14 protein-coding genes are annotated in these 18,006 nt (G+C 36.6%); 13 read left to right on the forward strand and 1 reads right to left on the reverse strand.

Annotated features, from left to right (window positions below; genetic code table 11):
• Positions 1-3 precede the first annotated feature (3 nt).
• On the forward strand, positions 4-1,767 hold the full coding sequence (locus tag O3643_RS01280) for a glycerophosphoryl diester phosphodiesterase membrane domain-containing protein (protein WP_371499279.1): 1,764 nt from the start codon (positions 4-6) through the stop codon (positions 1,765-1,767).
• A 46-nt stretch (positions 1,768-1,813) separates the two neighbouring features.
• Here the strand turns inward: O3643_RS01280 and O3643_RS01285 are convergent, their stop codons facing one another.
• Entirely contained in the window at positions 1,814-2,113 is a 300-nt protein-coding gene (locus tag O3643_RS01285) for a YbaB/EbfC family nucleoid-associated protein (protein ID WP_142557396.1), read from the reverse strand.
• A 320-nt stretch (positions 2,114-2,433) separates the two neighbouring features.
• Between O3643_RS01285 and O3643_RS01290 the strand changes: the two genes are divergently transcribed.
• From O3643_RS01290 to O3643_RS01345, 12 genes are all read left to right on the forward strand, one after another.
• Entirely contained in the window at positions 2,434-3,141 is a 708-nt protein-coding gene (locus O3643_RS01290; RefSeq protein ID WP_006151754.1) for a 2-C-methyl-D-erythritol 4-phosphate cytidylyltransferase, read from the forward strand.
• A 4-nt stretch (positions 3,142-3,145) separates the two neighbouring features.
• Positions 3,146-4,168, forward strand: a complete 1,023-nt coding sequence (locus O3643_RS01295; RefSeq protein ID WP_006148454.1) for a ribitol-5-phosphate dehydrogenase — start codon at positions 3,146-3,148, stop codon at positions 4,166-4,168.
• A 12-nt stretch (positions 4,169-4,180) separates the two neighbouring features.
• Positions 4,181-5,050 carry a phosphotransferase gene (locus O3643_RS01300; RefSeq protein ID WP_371499282.1) on the forward strand — a complete coding sequence of 290 codons (870 nt, stop codon included), beginning with the start codon at positions 4,181-4,183 and terminating at the stop codon, positions 5,048-5,050.
• Positions 5,040-5,918, forward strand: coding sequence for a DMT family transporter (locus O3643_RS01305; RefSeq protein ID WP_371499284.1), 879 nt, complete (start codon positions 5,040-5,042; stop codon positions 5,916-5,918). The genes O3643_RS01300 and O3643_RS01305 overlap by 11 nt, the downstream gene beginning before the upstream one ends.
• 12 nt (positions 5,919-5,930) lie before the next feature.
• Positions 5,931-6,620 (forward strand): sugar phosphate nucleotidyltransferase, encoded by a 690-nt coding sequence (locus O3643_RS01310; RefSeq protein ID WP_371499286.1) that lies wholly within the window; start codon positions 5,931-5,933, stop codon positions 6,618-6,620.
• Positions 6,621-6,868: 248 nt separating this feature from the next.
• A complete protein-coding gene (locus O3643_RS01315) occupies positions 6,869-7,669 on the forward strand; it encodes a dihydroorotate dehydrogenase electron transfer subunit (protein WP_371499288.1) in 801 nt (266 codons plus the stop codon).
• Positions 7,632-8,615, forward strand: a complete 984-nt coding sequence (locus O3643_RS01320) for a dihydroorotate dehydrogenase (RefSeq protein ID WP_371499700.1) — start codon at positions 7,632-7,634, stop codon at positions 8,613-8,615. The genes O3643_RS01315 and O3643_RS01320 overlap by 38 nt, the downstream gene beginning before the upstream one ends.
• Before the next feature lie 55 nt (positions 8,616-8,670).
• Positions 8,671-9,582, forward strand: coding sequence for a bifunctional riboflavin kinase/FAD synthetase (locus O3643_RS01325; RefSeq protein WP_371499290.1), 912 nt, complete (start codon positions 8,671-8,673; stop codon positions 9,580-9,582).
• A 123-nt stretch (positions 9,583-9,705) separates the two neighbouring features.
• Positions 9,706-10,665, forward strand: coding sequence for a hypothetical protein (locus O3643_RS01330; RefSeq protein WP_371499292.1), 960 nt, complete (start codon positions 9,706-9,708; stop codon positions 10,663-10,665).
• A 297-nt stretch (positions 10,666-10,962) separates the two neighbouring features.
• Positions 10,963-13,482, forward strand: coding sequence for a pneumococcal-type histidine triad protein (locus O3643_RS01335; protein WP_371499702.1), 2,520 nt, complete (start codon positions 10,963-10,965; stop codon positions 13,480-13,482).
• A 228-nt stretch (positions 13,483-13,710) separates the two neighbouring features.
• Positions 13,711-14,640: a metal ABC transporter solute-binding protein, Zn/Mn family gene (locus O3643_RS01340; RefSeq protein ID WP_371499294.1), complete on the forward strand. Its 930-nt coding sequence runs from the start codon at positions 13,711-13,713 to the stop codon at positions 14,638-14,640.
• A 7-nt stretch (positions 14,641-14,647) separates the two neighbouring features.
• Positions 14,648-17,986 (forward strand): pneumococcal-type histidine triad protein, encoded by a 3,339-nt coding sequence (locus O3643_RS01345; RefSeq protein WP_371499296.1) that lies wholly within the window; start codon positions 14,648-14,650, stop codon positions 17,984-17,986.
• The last annotated feature ends 20 nt before the right edge of the window (positions 17,987-18,006 follow it).

The following is an 18,006-nucleotide window of genomic DNA, read 5'->3' on the forward strand; positions in this document are numbered from 1 at the left end:
TTTATGAAACCTGAAAAACCAAAAAAATTGGGTTTTAAAAAGATTTACCTTAATCTAGATAAAATCCTATTTCTATTCTTTCTAATTTTTATGTTGGTCGACTATATCTGGTTGCCACTAAACTCAGTGATAGCTGGATTTTTACTAAGCCAGACTGGATATTTGTTTATTTCCTACAACAATATTTTTGAGATTATAAAAAACGCACCCATAGTCAGTCTTGGCTTTGTAATCTTAATAGCCATCAATCTACTTGTAGCCTATTTTCAACTTAGTATCCTCTTTATTGGAGCTCGCCACCTCCTATATCACGAAAAAAGGACTCTTATAGAATATAGTCGAAAAGTATTTCGTGAAAGCCTTGCTTTTATGAAGAAGATGACTATTTCAAAAGCTTTGTTTATCTTTTTATTTGTAGCAATGCTATTTCCTTTTATCAGGAAGATATTTAAGATTTATTATTTCAATAAAATCGTAATACCAGAGTTTATTCAAACCTACATGGAAGATAAGTACTGGATGTGGTGGATAGCCATTATTATCTTATCAGTCTTATTCTTCTATGTTTCTGTTCGCTTGATGTTCACTCTACCTAAGGTCTTTTATGAAAAGATGACGGTCAAGGAAGCGATCATTTATAGTTTGGATAAAACTAGAAATTATTTTTGGTTTTATGCCTGGCATTTATTCTTAATTATTGTAAAAACCAATCTATTCTTCTATCTTCCTCTCATCCCTTTACTATCAACCCAGTATATAGTGGATAGCCTTACTCAGAGAGAATCTTTACTCCTTGCTATTTGCAACTTCGTTCTTATCAAGAATTTCCACTATATGGCACTGACCTATTTCCTTGTGAAATTTACGTCCTTCTTAACGGGAGAAGAGCTTGACATTATGCCAAGGCGAGAGAAGGACCATATCATGAGATGGGGGGTCATGGTTTGTGCAAGTATTTTCTTTGCGATTGAAGGCTATAATTATCTGGAAGCTCCTGTAGTCAATCCACCGCTTGTGATTTCACACCGTGGTGTATCGAATGGAAATGGTGTCCAAAATACAGTAGAATCCTTAGAAAAGACTGCGCAGTTAAAACCAGATTTAATCGAGATGGATATCCAGGAAACTAAAGATGGTCAATTTGTTATGATGCATGATGCTAATCTTAAAGGCTTAGCTGGTATTAATAAAACACCACAGGATTTGACCTTAGAAGAGTTAAAGCAGATTGATATTCATGAGAATGGTTATGAGACAAAGATTTCAAGTTTTGATGATTATCTGAATCGTGCAAATGAACTGCATCAGAAACTTCTCATTGAGATTAAGACCAGCCACAAAGATAGCCCGCAGATGATGGAACATTTTCTAGACAAATACGGTGCAAAAATTAAGGTTTATGGTCATCAAATACAATCCTTGGATTATAAGGTTGTTGAAAAAGTGATAGAGTATGACACAGATATTCCTGTATACTTTATTCTTCCCTATAATTCTGTATTTCCTAGAACGGTTGCTACAGGCTACACAATGGAGTATTCTACTTTAGATGAATACTTTGTGACGAAACTATGGAATACTGATCAAAAACTCTATGTATGGACAATCAATAGTTCGGAATCATTTAATAAGTCTTTTCACCTAGGAGTTGACGGAATGATTACGGATGACTTGGAAAGAACAAAAGAAGAACTAGTAACGGCTCAGGAAGACCCTGAATATAGTGACTTATTGCTAAATAAAGCAACTGAGTTCTTTGCTTATTAACATAAATTAAAAGAGGCTGTAAACCAGCCTCTTTTTGAGAATATAATTAAAATGGTAACTTACCAGCAAATGCTCCAAGTTTCTTTTTAGTAGTTTCATCAATTTGTTCAAGAGCAGCATTGAGCGCTTGAACAGTCATATCTGAAAGTGTTTCAATATCTTCAGCATCCACAACTGCAGGATCAAAATCAATTTTTACGACTTTTTTATCACCAGTCAAGGTAGCAGTTACAAGGTTTTGAGCAGAAGTCCCAACAAATTCTGTAGCAGCCAATTCAGCTTGGCTTTGCTCCATTTGTTTTTGAAGTTTTTGAGCTTGACGCATCATGTTTTGCATATTCATCATGGCGGTAGATAGTTTCCTTTTCTTTTATTTTCCATTTTATTTTAACAATTTTAATTGGAAAAGTCTAATTAAAATTTCAGGTTCTCTATACATATCAACCAATGATTTAAGGTTTCTTTAAGCTTTCTATATTATTCTGAAGAACTCTATTTTAATCGAGAAATAAGAATGCAAGGATTCATTTCTTAAATGCTCTAAGCATAAAGTGCTCGCATCATTAGTTTCTAACTAGAGAAAACTAGTATTTGCTTCATGATAGTGCAAGATTATGGTATAATGGTAGAGAATGAGTTTTTAGAATAAACCAAAGGAGTATCAAAATGATTTACGCTGGAATTTTAGCAGGTGGAACCGGCACGCGCATGGGTATTAGTAACCTACCCAAACAATTTCTTGAGTTGGGAGACCGCCCAATCTTGATTCATACAATTGAAAAATTTGTCTTAGAGCCAAGTATCGAAAAGATTGTGGTTGGAGTTCACGGAGACTGGGTGACACACGCAGAAGATTTAGTTGAAAAATTCCTTCCACTCCACAAGGACCGTATCATCATCACAAAAGGTGGGGCGGATCGTAATTCTAGTATTGAAAAGATTATTGAAGCTATCGATGCTTATCGTCCAATCACAGAAGATGATATCGTGGTCACACATGACTCAGTTCGTCCTTTTATCACACTTCGAATGATTCAAGATAACATTGCTCTCGCACAAAATCATGACGCTGTTGATACTGTAGTTGAAGCCGTAGATACCATTGTTGAAAGTACAAACGGTCAGTTTATCACAGATATTCCAAATCGCGCTCATCTATACCAAGGACAGACTCCACAAACCTTCCGTTGTAAAGACTTTATTGATTTGTATGGTTCTTTATCAGCAGAAGAAAAAGAAATTTTAACAGATGCATGTAAAATCTTTGTCATTAAGGGTAAAGATGTAGCCTTAGCAAAAGGTGAATATTCAAACCTTAAAATTACGACAGTTACAGACTTGAAGATTGCTAAAAGCATGATTGAGAAAGACTAAAGACATGATTAATCAAATTTATCAACTGACAAAACCAAAGTTTATTAATATTAAATATCAGGAAGAAGAAATTGATCAAGAGAATCATATCCTCATCCGACCAAATTACATGGCGGTTTGTCACGCGGATCAACGTTATTACCAAGGTAAACGCGATCCAAAAATTTTAGCGAAAAAACTACCAATGGCTATGATTCACGAGTCTTGTGGTACAGTCATTTCTGATCCAACGGGTACTTACAAAGTTGGTCAGAAGGTTGTTATGATTCCAAATCAACCACCTATGCAAAGTGATGAGGAATTCTACGAAAATTACATGACTGGAACATATTTCCTTTCAAGTGGTTATGATGGGTTTATGCGAGAATTCGTTTCTCTACCTAAGGATCGTGTGGTAGCTTACGAAGATATCGAAGATACAGTTGCTGCCATTACAGAGTTTGTCAGTGTTGGCATGCATGCTATGAATCGTTTCATGACGGTATCTCACAGCAGACGTCAACGCATCGCTGTCATTGGTGATGGAAGTTTAGCTTTTGTCATGGCCAATATTATCAACTACACCTTGCCTGAAGCTGAGATTATTGTTATCGGACGTCACTGGGAGAAATTAGAATTATTCTCATTTGCAAAAGAGCTCTACATTACTGATAGCATTCCAGAGGATCTTAGTTTTGACCATGGTTTCGAATGCTGTGGTGGTGATGGATGTGGACCTGCTATTAATGACTTGATTCGCTACATTAAACCACAAGGTACCATTTTGATGATGGGAGTTAGTGAGTATAAAGTTAATATCAATACTCGTGATTCATTGGAAAAAGGCTTGTTATTAGTTGGATCTTCTCGTTCTGGAAGAGTTGACTTTGAAAATGCCATCCAAATGATGGAGATTAAGAAGTTTGCCAATCGTTTGAAGAATATCATTTATCTAGAAGAACCAGTAAGAGAGATTAAGGATATTCATCGAGTTTTTGCAACAGACCTTAATACTGCCTTCAAGACAGTATTTAAGTGGGAAGTCTAATGGAGGATAATTGTGAAGGACATCGTTAAAGAAAAGATTGCTTCTTTATTATCTGGTGACGAAGAAATTCAGAGCGTTGAACAGTTGGGTGGAATGACCAATCAAAACTATTTGATTAAAACATCCTCAAACCAGTACATCGTTAAGTTTTTCGGTAAAGGTACGGATAAATTAATCGACCGCCAGAATGAAAAGTTCAATCTTGAATTGTTGAAAGATTTGAAATTAGATGTAGAGAATTATCTTTTTGATATTGAAGCTGGTATCAAAGTCAATCAATACATTGAAAATGCAGAAACATTAGATTCAAATACCATAAAAACTAAATTTGAAAAAATTGCTCCAATTCTACAAACGATCCATGCTTCTGGTAAAGAATTAAAAGGAGAGTTTGCTCCTTTTGAGGAAATCAAAAAATATGAATCATTGATTCAAGGGGAGATTTCTTATCCAAACTATGAAACTGTCAGAAAATCAGTTCTTTCTTTAAAAAATGAGCTTGAGAAAATTGGAGTTGATAAGAAATCTTGTCATATTGATTTGGTTCCAGAAAACTTTATTGAAGGACCAGACGGACATCTTTATCTGATTGATTGGGAATATTCTTCCATGAACGATCCGATGTGGGACCTTGCAGCACTCTTTCTAGAATCTGAATTTACACCGGAAGAAGAGGCAGACTTTCTAGCTTATTACGAGGGTGACAAGACTCCTGTTTCGAGAGAGAAAATTCGTATCTATAAGATTTTACAAGACATTATTTGGAGTCTTTGGACTATTTACAAAGAAGAAAATGGTGCAGATTTTGGAGATTATGGAATCACTCGTTATAATAGAGCTGTAAAAGAATTGCAGTCTCAGGGAGGTATTGATGAAGACTAAAAATGGAGTTTCCTTTGGACTTATCTCAGGGATTTTTTGGGGATTAGGGCTAACCATTAGTGCTTATATCTTTTCTATATTTACTGACTTGTCACCTTTTGTAGTAGCAGCAGCGCACGACTTTCTTAGTATTTTTATCTTGCTAGGATATCTTCTAGTTAAAGAAGGAAAGGTACGTTTTTCAATCTTCTTGAACATTCGAAATGTCAGTGTTATTATCGGAGCACTATTGGCTGGGCCAATTGGGATGCAAGCCAATCTCTATGCGGTCAAATATATCGGTAGTTCATTAGCATCCTCAGTTTCAGCTATTTATCCTGCAGTATCTGTCATTCTCGCTTTCTTTTTCTTAAAGCATAAGATTTCGAAGAATACAGTATTTGGAATTTTATTAATCATTGCAGGAATTATTGCTCAGACCTACAAGGTTGAACAGGTCAATTCCTTTTATATCGGAATCCTTTGCGCATTAATTTGTGCGCTTGCTTGGGGAAGTGAAAGTGTTCTAAGCTCTTTTGCAATGGAAAGTGAACTCAGCGAACTCGAAGCCCTCTTGATAAGACAAGTCACATCTTTCTTGTCCTATCTTGTTATTGTTCTCTTCTCGCATCATTCATTTGCAGAAGTGGCAAATGGACAATTGTTTGGTCTATTAATTGTCTTTGCGGCATTTAATATGATCTCTTATCTTGCCTACTATATGGCTATCAATCGATTGCAGCCAGCAAAAGCTACTGGTCTAAATGTGAGTTATGTAGTATGGACTGTTTTGTTTGCAGCGATTTTCTTGGGCTCGCCCCTTAATTTACTGACCATTATTACTTCCCTTATCGTAATGGCTGGTGTTTATATTATTATTAAAGAATAAAGGAGAAAACGCGTGAAAGCGATTATCTTAGCAGCGGGATTGGGAACTCGTTTGAGACCCATGACAGAAAATACTCCCAAAGCCTTGGTTAAAGTCAATCAAAAACCATTGGTTGAATATCAAATCGAATTTTTGAAAGAACGTGGAATTGATGACATTATAATCGTTGTCGGTTATTTAAAAGAACAATTCGACTATCTTAAAGAAAAGTACGGGGTTCGTTTGGTCTTCAACGATAAGTATGCTGATTACAATAACTTTTACTCTCTTTACTTGGTAAAAGAAGAATTGGCTAACAGCTACGTTATCGATGCGGATAACTATCTTTTCAAGAATATGTTCCGTAATGATATCGAATGTTCAACTTATTTCAGTGTTTATCGTGAAGATTGTGATAATGAGTGGTTCCTCGTTTACGGAGATGATTACAAAGTTCAAGATATTATTGTCGATAGCAAAAATGGACGCATCTTGAGTGGTGTATCATTTTGGGATGCTCCAACAGCTGAAAAAATCGTTGGATTTATCGATGAAGCCTATGCAAGCGGTGAATTTGTAGATCTCTACTGGGACAACATGGTCAAAGATAATATCAAAGAACTAGATGTATATGTAGAAGAGTTGGAAGAAAACTCTATCTATGAAATTGACAGTGTTAAAGATTATCAAAAATTAGAAAAGATTCTTTCTTCACAAAAATAAGCAACTTTTATGAGCTGATACCTTACCTATTTTTACTTGACTTTTTAGGTTTGATACAGTATACTAGTCAAAATTTAACCTTTAAGGGCAGTCCAGAGAGACTCACAAGGTGTCAGAGAAAAGAAGCTACAATGGAAACAAGTAAGCAAGTGCTTATTTGCTACTTTTGTGTCAATATCTTACCTGAAACCTTGCAATTGCAAGGTTTTTCTTTATCTGATCCCCTTAAAATTTAAGGAGGAAAAGTTATGAATCCAAATTGTAAAAAACGAATGGGTGCCATTCGCTTGGAAGTTATGAGAGTAGTTTCCCAGAAGGAAATCGCGCCAGCAATCTTTGAACTAGTTCTCGAAGGAGAAATGGTTGAAGCTATGAAAGCTGGACAATTTCTTCATTTGCGTGTACCTGATGATGTCCATCTCTTACGTCGTCCAATTTCGATTTCATCAATTGATAAGGTGACTAAGCAATGCAGACTTATCTATCGAGTTGAAGGAGCAGGGACAGCAATCTTTTCAAGCTTAAAAACAGGTGATAGCATAGATGTTATGGGCCCTCAAGGAAATGGCTTTGATTTATCTGATTTAGACAAGCAGAATCATGTTCTTATAGTTGGTGGTGGAATCGGAGTGCCGCCCTTACTCGAAGTAGCTAAACAACTGAATGAGCGTGGTGTTGAAATAACAACTGTTTTAGGATTCGCTACTAAAGAAGCTGTTATTTTGGAAGATGAATTATCCAGATTTAGTCAGGTCTTTGTAACGACTGATGATGGATCTTATGGTATTAAAGGAAATGTTTCTGTAGTGATTAACGAATTTTACACTGAATTTGATGCAATCTACTCTTGCGGTGCACCTGGTATGATGAAATATATCAATCAAACCTTCCATGACCATCCCAGAGCTTACCTATCCCTAGAATCTCGTATGGCTTGTGGCATGGGGGCTTGCTACGCTTGCGTATTGAAAGTACCAGATAGTGAAACAGTCAGTCAACGTGTGTGTGAAGATGGGCCTGTATTTAAAACAGGAACTGTTGTTTTATAAGGAGAGTGTCATGACTACAAATCGATTACAAGTCTCTCTACCAGGCTTAGAATTAAAGAATCCTATCATTCCTGCTTCAGGCTGTTTTGGATTCGGTCAAGAATATGCCAAATACTATGATTTGGACCTCTTGGGCTCTATCATGATTAAGGCTACTACCCTTGAACCACGTTTTGGAAATCCTACTCCACGAGTGGCAGAAACACCTGCTGGTATGCTGAATGCCATTGGTCTACAAAATCCTGGTTTAGATGTCGTACTCTCTGAAAAGTTACCTTGGTTGCAAAGAGAGTATCCGAATCTTCCAATCATTGCCAATGTCGCTGGATTTTCAAAGCAAGAATACGCAGCAGTTTCTAGTGGTATTTCCAAGGCACCTAACGTGAAAGCTATTGAGCTCAATATTTCTTGTCCAAACGTCGATCATGGGAATCACGGACTTTTGATTGGGCAAGACCCAGATTTAGCTTATGATGTGGTAAAAGCAGCCGTAGAGGCTTCATCAGTTCCTGTCTACGTAAAATTAACGCCTAGTGTAACTGATATTGTGACCATCGCAAAAGCAGTAGAGGATGCGGGTGCTAGTGGTCTCACTATGATTAATACCCTTGTTGGTATGCGTTTTGACCTTAAAACTAGAAAGCCAATCATTGCAAATGGAACAGGTGGGATGTCAGGTCCAGCAGTCTTCCCGGTTGCTCTCAAATTGATCCGTCAAGTAGCACAAACTACTAATCTTCCAATTATCGGTATGGGGGGAGTCGATTCAGCTGAAGCCGCTCTAGAAATGTACTTAGCTGGTGCGTCAGCTATTGGTGTTGGAACAGCAAACTTCACCAATCCATATGCCTGCCCTGATATCATTGATAACCTACCGAAAGTTATGGACAAGTATCAAATCGAAAGTTTGGAACAACTGAGAAAAGAAGTGAAGAGTAGCCTGTAATCTTTTTAAATTCGTAATGTTTTGAATGCCTTCTTCTTTTTGGTATAATATGACTATGATTGTAACAATACCTATTAAAACTGAAAAAGACATTGCAACTCCGGGACCGACTGTCCTAGTATTAGGATATTTTGATGGGATTCACCTTGGTCATCAAAAATTATTTAGCATTGCTGGTGAAATTGCTGCTAAGAAGAGATTAAGCGTTGCTCTAATTACCTTTCATGAATCACCGAAGTTAACCTTAAAACCCTATACACCAGAAAATTTACTTCATATCCTAAATGCAGAAGAACGTGAACGAAAGTTTAAACGAGCTGGAGTCGAAAATCTTTATTTAATGGATTTTTCAAGTCGTATTGCCAATATGACCGCTCAAGAGTTTGTAGATACCTTTGTCAAAGAAGTCAAAGCAGATACCATTGTGGTAGGATTTGATTATAGTCTTGGTTCTGATAGAAAATCAGCAGAGGATTTAAAAGAAATCTTCGACGGAGAAGTAGTTGTAGTACCACCTGTAGAAGATGAAAAAGGAAAGATTAGCTCTACTCGTATTCGTCAAGCCATCCTAGAAGGGGATGTGAAAGAAGCTGGGCAATTACTAGGAAGCCCTCTTCCGACAAAAGGAATTGTGGTACATGGTAATGCTCGTGGCCGTACAATTGGATATCCTACTGCAAATCTCGTGCTTTTGGACCGCACTTATATGCCAGCAGATGGTGTCTATACTGTTGATATTGAAATCAAACGAAAACTCTATAGAGGAATGGCCAGTGTCGGAAAGAACGTGACCTTCGATGGAGAGGAAGAGCGTTTTGAAGTGAATATCTTTGATTTTGATGAAGATATTTATGGCGAAATAGTAACCGTCTATTGGTTAGATCGTATCCGAGATATGGTGAAATTTGACGGCATTGAACAACTGGTAAAACAGCTCGAAGAAGATGAAAAAGCTGCAAGAAAATAAAAATGAAGTTCGAATGAAAATTCGAGCTTTTTATTTTGTTAAAATCTTAGAAAAACTAGGATTAGAGATGAGATATGAAATAAAGTCTGATATAATTTCATTAAGGGACTAAAGGAGATTTTAATGTTTAAAGAAAAAAGAAATAAAAGCTTTACCGCAGTTCTTTTGATTTCAATCGTATTCTTCGCACTCGCTACTATATCTGGATTCTTAGGTCAAATGCACAAGAAGCCTACAGAGAGCTTTGCAGATACGACTGATACTGGAAAAGAAGTTACTATGTCAGTCTACGGTATCTATCCTGAACCTGTTGGTGAAGTTGACGGTGGAACAGTTGTTTATATTGTGCAATATAGTAACGAAGGTGAAGGAAAATTTGCTGTAGTTGAATCTAAAGTGAAAGATGAGTCAATCAATAAACTTCTTGAGAATGCAGATAGTCTTGCTGATAATCCTGGAACACTGACAGGTATTCAGTTAGAACCCCTCACTAATACCAATTTTATCAATACTTCAAAGAACACTAAGATTATAAATCTTGACGAATTTATTAGCTCTATTCTTCCTGCTAAATCAGTTGTTGCTCGTAATATGAATACAAGAATCTATCTCAGTCTCAGTGAATATTCTCGAGACAGCCTGAGCTATATTTTTGGTGTTGTGATTTTCTCTGGTATGGGATTAATGACCTTAGTCGCAGCCTTTATCATACGAAAGAAAACAATTGATTCGTTCAAAGAACTTTATCGTTTGTATCCTGAATTAGAAGGAAATCTTGAGATGCTTGATACTCTAGCCGAGTTCTACAACCAAGACTTGAAAGTTATTTTGTATAAAAATCATCTCATTACTTATTATAAAGGGACACAAGCCATCGATCTCAGAGATGTTTGGAGAATCTATTTAGTAGGTACAAGTTATAGCCGTTTTACAAAAGTTTATCAGTTTGTATATACCCGAAAGGATAGTTCTAAGAAGTATAGCCTAACTATTCGAAACACTAATAGAGTAGAAGAACAATTAGAAGAATTCTGGAATCTTCTTCCAAAAAAATTTCCTGAGATTAACATTGGTAGTTTATAAGAAAGCATCTTTTTGGGTGCTTTTCCTTTTGGGTAAAATTTTGGAAAAAAGTGAATTTATAACTTGACATCTTAAATGTTAAGGAGTAGAATATTTACTGGTTAATTAAATGGTTAAGTTTATGAATCCAATATATTTGGCTAAACAATACTAGAAACCTATAAAAAGGATTAGAACATTTTAATTGTTTTTTTAAATATTTCTACCTATAAACTTAACTGGTTAATGACATAGAACTTATAGTGTTGCCTAAATCTTATATTTAGTAGCGAAAATAGAAAGTGTGTTTAGATGAAAATCAATAAAAAGTATGTTCTTGGTTCAGTAGCTCTTATGGTAATAAGTCTTTCAAGTTATGAATTGGGTCGTTATCAATCAAGGCAGACTGACAAAGTGTCTAATCGTGTAGCTTATATAGATGGAAATCAGGCTAGTACTAAGACTGAAAATTTGACGCCAGATGAGGTGAGTCAGCGAGAAGGAATTAATGCGGAACAGATAGTCGTTAAGATTACCGATCAAGGCTACGTAACTTCACATGGAGACCATTATCATTACTTTAATGGTAAGGTTCCTTATGACGCTATTATTAGTGAAGAACTCTTGATGAAAGATTCGAATTATCAACTTCGAAATGAGGATATTGTCAACGAAATCAAGGGTGGCTATGTCATTAAGGTTGATGGTCACTATTATGTATACCTCAAAGATGCTTCTCATTCCGAGAATATTCGTAGTAAGGATGAGATCAATCGTCAGAAGCAGGAACATGGACATGGTGGCGGAGTAAAGGTTAGTAATGAAGTCGCTGTAGCAAGAACTCAGGGACGTTATACGACTGATGATGGTTATATTTTTAATGCTAGTGATATTATTGAGGACACGGGTGATGCCTACATCGTTCCACATGGCAATCATTTCCACTATATTCCTAAGAGTGACTTGTCTGCCAGTGAATTAGCTGCTGCTCAAGCCTTCTTATCCGCTAAAGGTGGTCAAACAAGCTCAGTTGGGTATCGACCGTCAACAAATTCTTCTAGCAGCTCATCAGATGCTTCGGATAGTAGTACATATAGACAAACGAATCAAAGCAATGTTGAGGCAAATACTAGAAGATGGACCCCAAGTGTTAGCCCACAAGTGGATAATAGTTATCAAGCAAGTCCAAGTGAAGATGTATCTGGTCTTTTGAAACAACTTTATGCCTTGCCACTCAGCCAACGTCATGTGGAATCCGATGGTTTGCTCTTTGACCCTGCTCAAATCATGAAAAGAACAGCAAATGGGGTAGCAGTACCTCATGGGGACCACTATCATTTTATCCCTTATAGTCAAATGTCAGCTTTGGAAGAAAAGATTGCACGGATTATTCCAGTAAAAGGACAAAATAATGGAAACAACAAGCCAGTAAATGCCCAAAAGCCAACAAACAGTACAGTTGAGCATACGTTTTTAGGAAATTCAATTAAAGCTTATGGTAAGGGGCTGGATGGCAAACCATACGATACTAGTGATGGATATGTATTCAGTAAAGATTCTATCTATTCAGTTGATAAATCAGGCATTATAGCGAGACATGGAAATCATTTCCATTATGTGGGATTTGGAGAGTTAGAACAATTTGAATTAGATGAAGTTAGCAAGTGGATGAAGGAAAAAGGTCAAGCTAATGATAGTGTTATTCCTTCAGAGAAAATGAATAACGAAGATAAACCAAAATTTAATTCAAGAAAAGTGACTAGCAAAGTTACCAAAGATGGTAAAGTTGGTTATGTTCTTAAAGAAGACGGGAAAGAATACTTCTATTCTCGAGACGAACTTGATCTTACTCAAATTGCTTTTTCTGAACAAGAACTCATGCTTAAGGATCGAAATCATTATCGTTATGATATAGTAGACACAGGGATTAAACCAAGATTAGCTGTAGATGTCTCAAGTTTGCCGATGCATGCAGCAAATACTACTTATGATACTGGAAGTTCATTCATTATTCCACACATTGATCATATTCACGTTGTGCCTTACTCATGGTTAGAGCCTGATCAAATTGCGACTATTAAATATGTCATGCAACACCCTGAGGTTCGTCCTGAAGTTTGGTCTAAGCCGGGTCACGAGGACTCAGGTTCCGTTATTGCTAATGTGACTCCTCTTGAAAAACGCGCTGGAATGCAGAATTGGCAAATTATCCATTCTGCTGAAGAAGTTCAGAAAGCTCTTGCAGAAGGTCGTTTTGCAACTCCAGATGGTTATATTTTTGATCCGAAAGATGTATTGGCAAAAGAAACTTTTGTATGGGAAGACAAATCATTTAGTATTCCAAGAGCGGGAGGTGGTTCATTGAGAAGTATCACTAAATCCGACTTGTCAGAAGTAGAATGGAAACAAGCACAAAACTTAATAGCAAAAAGAATAAAAGAAAAAGAATCCAAAACTGAAACGTCTACACATCCTAATAAAGAATTAAAACCTGATTCAAACAATACTGAAAATAGTGATAAAAATAAGACTGGTGTAGATAAAACTGAGGAACAACCGAAGATTAATATAGGCGTCAATGAGACTGGTACAACCGATAAAATTCCTTCAGAAAACAAGGTTGAAGATAAAGAAAACTCCAAAGAAGAAAGTGACGATGATTTACCAGACTACGGATTGGATAAAGTAACTTTAAATGAACATATAGAAAAGTTATCAAAAATTGCTCAAATCGATCCTAAGTTTCTAATTTTTCAGCCGGAAGGTGTTCAGTTTTACAATAAAAATGGTGAATTAGTAACGTATGACATTAAGACACTAAAACAAGTAAAGCCTTAAAATATTTTTATTAATTATAATCTACTCGAAAGGATATTGTTCGATTTTTGATTGAATAATGTCCTTTTATTTGTTAAAAAACTGAAATTTGCTGTCTTAAAAAATGAATCAAGGAGTTCTAAAACAATGATTTTATTTTTGATGACAAAAAAACTTGACTTAATAAATAAAAAAAGATAAACTATTTACTAGTTAATTAAATGGTTAAATACTAGTTAAGGAGTTGTTATGAAAAAAAGAAGCATTCTATGGGTCATGATTACCTTCTTTGTTCTCATTTTAGGGGCATGTGGACAAAAGGCTAGTCAAGACAATCGCAATGAAACTAAGGGAATGAAGATTGTGACTAGTTTTTACCCGATCTATGCTATGGTCAAAGAAATTTCTGGTGACCTTAATGACGTTCGGATGATTCAGTCAAGTTCAGGTATCCATTCATTTGAACCTTCTGCGAATGACATTGCGGCCATCTATGATGCTGATGTCTTCGTCTATCATTCCCATACCTTGGAATCATGGGCGGGAAGTTTGGATCCAAGCCTGCAAAAGTCTAAGGTAAAGGTCTTAGAAGCATCAGAAGGTATGACCTTGGAGCGCGTGCCTGGATTAGAAGATATGAAAGCAGGAGAAGGGATTGATGAGAAGACCTTGTATGATCCTCATACTTGGCTTGATCCTGAAAAGGTTGCTGAAGAAGCTCAGATTATCGCTGATAAGTTATCCGAACTAGACAGCGCTAACAAGGAAACTTACCAGAAAAACGCACAAAGTTTTAGTGCTAAAGCTCATGATTTGACCAAGAAATACCAACCCATTTTTGAAAAAGTCAATCAAAGAAATTTTGTAACTCAACACACAGCTTTTTCATATTTAGCGAAACGCTTTGGATTAAATCAACTTGGAATAGCTGGTATTTCACCAGACCAAGAACCAAGCCCGAGACAGTTAACCGAAATTCAAGAATTTGTAAAAAATTATAAGGTCAAAACTATCTTTACAGAGAGTAATGCTTCGTCTAAAGTTGCTGATACACTTGTCAAATCAACAGGAGTGACTCTTAAAACACTCAATCCTTTAGAGGCCGATCCACAAAATGATAAGTCCTACTTGGAAAATTTAGAAGACAATATAGCTATTTTAGCTGAAGAATTGAAATGAGGAGTTTATGAAAATTAATAAAAAATATCTAGCAGGATCTGCAGTGGTCCTTGCCTTAAGTGTCTGCGCTTACGCTTTAAATCAACACCAAGCGCCTGAGAACAAAGAAAATAACCGTGTATCCTATGTTGATGGGAAAGAGTCTGATGCAAAAAAGAATGAAAATCTGACACCTGATCAAGTTAACAAAAAAGAAGGAATAGAAGCTGAACAGATTGTTACTAAGATTACAGATCAAGGCTATGTGACTTCCCACGGTGACCATTTCCATTACTATAATGGTAAAGTTCCTTTCGATGCGATTTTTAGTGAAGAACTAGTCATGAAAGATCCAAGTTATCAATTGCGTGATGAACACATCGTTAACGAAATTAAAGGTGGTTACATCATCAAAGTTGATGGAAAATATTATGTCTACCTAAAAAATGCTAGTCAAGCTGAAAATATTCGTACCAAAGAACAAATTGAAAAACAAAAACAAGAGCATACATCTGACCAAAAAAATGATTCTAAGGAAGTTGTGGCAGCTAGAGCTCAAGGACGTTATACAACCGATGATGGTTACGTCTTTAATGCTTCAGATATCATTAAAGATACAGGTGATGGTTATATCGTACCACATGGTGGTCACTATCATTTCATTCCTAAGAGTGACTTGTCGGCAGGTGAATTAGCAGCCGCAAAAGCATATTTATCAGGGAATACTACAGCTCTCAGTCAACCCTTGTCACTGACACCGAATAATGGTGTTTCTGCAGCAGATGATGGTTATGTCTTTAACCCTAATGATATTGTCAGAGATACTGGCGATGCTTATATCGTACGACATGGGGACCATTATCACTATATCCCTAAATCATCTCTTAACAATCATCAAGCACAATCTAACACTCCAAGCTTAGAAAGTCCTTCTAATTCTACACCAAATAATCCGTTACCACATGTTCACCATGAAGAAGAGGAACACGATCATGGTTTTGATGCAAATAGAATTATAAGTGAAGATTCAGAAGGTTTTGTCATGAGTCATGGAGATCACAATCATTACTTCTTTAAGAAAGATTTGACACCTGAGCAAATCAAGGCAGCACAAGATCATTTGAAAGCTAAGTCACCAGTGACACCAAGTCCAAGTCATGAGGACCATGATGAAGATGAGCATGACCACCATCATGGTGAAGACCATGATCACGGCTTTGATGCGGATAGAGTCATCAGCGAAGATGCAGCTGGCTTTATCATGAGTCATGGTGATCACAATCATTACTTCTTTAAAAAAGATTTATCCCCTGCTCAAATTAAGGCTGCCCAAGATCACTTGTACGGCAATAAACATTCAGAAACTAGCCCAGATAACCACAGTAGTAAACCAGAAGAACACCATCATGATAACCATGGAAACCATCATGAAGAAGAACATGATCATGGCTTTGCAGTTGATCGAGTGATCAGTGAAGATGAAAAAGGATTTGTTGTTTCTCATGGAGATCATAATCACTATTTCTTTAAAAAAGATTTGACGCAAGATCAGATTAAAGCTGCTCAAGAACATTTGCATAGACACCATCAGGCAGAGCCTGTAAAACCTCTTGCCAAGACTGTTGAAAGTTTCTCTCGAGATGCTAGCGATGAAGAAAAGATGGCTTATATCTCTAAAACCTATGGTGTTCCGCTTGAAGCGATCCGAATTTCAAATGGATTCTTTGTATTCGGAAATCCAGACCAGGCTTATGACCCAACTCACATTCACCCTTATGCGGTTCGAAAGGAACACGTTCGAATTCCGCTTCAAACAGGTGATGCAGAGCTTGATTTCCTAAACGAACTCTATACTACTGCTCTACGTGATGGTGTTTCTCCTTATAGCTTGCAGGTTGAAAATGGTAGCTTTGTTATCCCTCATGGTGACCATAACCACTACATCAAGGTTCAAACTAAAGGTTATGAAGTCGCTTTGAAAAACAAAATTCCTGCATTACAGTCAACTTACCAACCTGGTGCATTTGATGAAACGACTGTTCAAAACAAGGTTGATCAACTTCTAGCAGAAAGTCGTGAAGTTTACAAGGATAAACCTATTTTACAAAGACAAATTGAGCTTGCCTTGGGACAATTTTCTGAAAATATGAAGAAGCTCTCAACCAACTCTACTGCAGGTTATTTGGCAACTTTGGATTTGTTTGATAAACAGTATATTCACATTGACTCAAGTGTCAAACCAACAGAAATCAGTCCTTTAGACAAGAAATATCAAGCTTTAGTAGATAAGATTAATACTTTAGACACAGATGCTTATGGACTTCCTAAGAAGGATTTATTGACTCAGCTTCAAGAAAATAAACTGGCTCAAGATGAAGCAGGTTTAGATGCAGTTGAAGCTAAGTTACAAGCTTTGCAAGATTTTAATGACCGTACTGGAGTTACAACAGTAGAATACATCAAGTATTTCTACCAACATCTATCTGACGGTCGCTTAAATGACACTCTTAGAAATAAAGTTGCCAACCTAACGTGGACACTTTATCAGTCACAATCCTTCCTTAAGGCAACTGACTTGAACAAACTCTTCCCAGAAATCTATCAAACAAAACTGGAAGTAGAGGAAGCACTGAAAAATGAGCCAGTTGCAAGCAAGGCTTCTGAAACAATCTTAGATACAGAAAAAGTGGATGGCCATAGTGCTAAAACTGCAGTCTATGAGTTCTTGAAAGGTTTGTATGATGATCTCAAGCCTGAGGAACAAAGTAACCATGTCTTAAAAGGGCAAGTAGAAGAGTTACTAACAAAAGCTAAAGAATTAGTGAATCAAGTCAATGAGGAGGGGGTTAAAGCTTCACTCTCTGACGAAGTGAAAAATCTGAAGGTTGCTTTGGAGAAAGAAGACGCAGACCTTGATGAATTAAATACACAGGTTCAAGATCTTTTGAAACGTATTTCACTAACAATCCAAAATGAACGTGATAATTCGAAACAAGACCCAGAGGTTTTAGTTCTTTACCAAAAACTCTATAACGGTGTCATTGCTCTCCATACTTATTTGGAAATGAATAATGGTTCAGATGCTGACTTTGAAAAAGTAGATGCTCTATTTGATAAACTAGCAGCAGCAAGTAAAGATAAGCAGGCTCTTCTAGCAGTTACCCAAGAAATAGTCTTGTTAAATCAAGAGCTTAGATCTAAAGCAACGCCAAGTCAAGAAACACCTGTTGAAGCAAAACAAGAAACACCAGGTCAAGCAAGCACTGATAAGCAAGTAGAACCAAGCTCAGTGCAGACAACAACAGAGAAAACTTCTGAAACAACAACTGAACTAAATCCTGAATCAACAGAAAAAGTCGCAGAATAAAAAAAGACGAAGTAGCTAAG

Source organism: Streptococcus sp. 20925_1_44 (genome assembly GCF_041432435.1).
GTDB classification, from domain to species: Bacteria; Bacillota; Bacilli; order Lactobacillales; family Streptococcaceae; genus Streptococcus; species Streptococcus infantis.

Bases quoted from the DNA above. Each gene is read 5' to 3' on its own strand.
- O3643_RS01280 (WP_371499279.1), top strand. From the start codon at position 4: ATGAAACCTGAAAAACCAAAAAAATTGGGTTTTAAAAAGATTTACCTT.
- O3643_RS01285 (WP_142557396.1), bottom strand. From the start codon at position 2,113: ATGATGAATATGCAAAACATGATGCGTCAAGCTCAAAAACTTCAAAAA.
- O3643_RS01290 (WP_006151754.1), top strand. From the start codon at position 2,434: ATGATTTACGCTGGAATTTTAGCAGGTGGAACCGGCACGCGCATGGGT.
- O3643_RS01295 (WP_006148454.1), top strand. From the start codon at position 3,146: ATGATTAATCAAATTTATCAACTGACAAAACCAAAGTTTATTAATATT.
- O3643_RS01305 (WP_371499284.1), top strand. From the start codon at position 5,040: ATGAAGACTAAAAATGGAGTTTCCTTTGGACTTATCTCAGGGATTTTT.
- O3643_RS01315 (WP_371499288.1), top strand. From the start codon at position 6,869: ATGAATCCAAATTGTAAAAAACGAATGGGTGCCATTCGCTTGGAAGTT.
- O3643_RS01320 (WP_371499700.1), top strand. From the start codon at position 7,632: ATGGGCCTGTATTTAAAACAGGAACTGTTGTTTTATAAGGAGAGTGTC.
- O3643_RS01325 (WP_371499290.1), top strand. From the start codon at position 8,671: ATGATTGTAACAATACCTATTAAAACTGAAAAAGACATTGCAACTCCG.
- O3643_RS01330 (WP_371499292.1), top strand. From the start codon at position 9,706: ATGTTTAAAGAAAAAAGAAATAAAAGCTTTACCGCAGTTCTTTTGATT.
- O3643_RS01340 (WP_371499294.1), top strand. From the start codon at position 13,711: ATGAAAAAAAGAAGCATTCTATGGGTCATGATTACCTTCTTTGTTCTC.
- O3643_RS01345 (WP_371499296.1), top strand. From the start codon at position 14,648: ATGAAAATTAATAAAAAATATCTAGCAGGATCTGCAGTGGTCCTTGCC.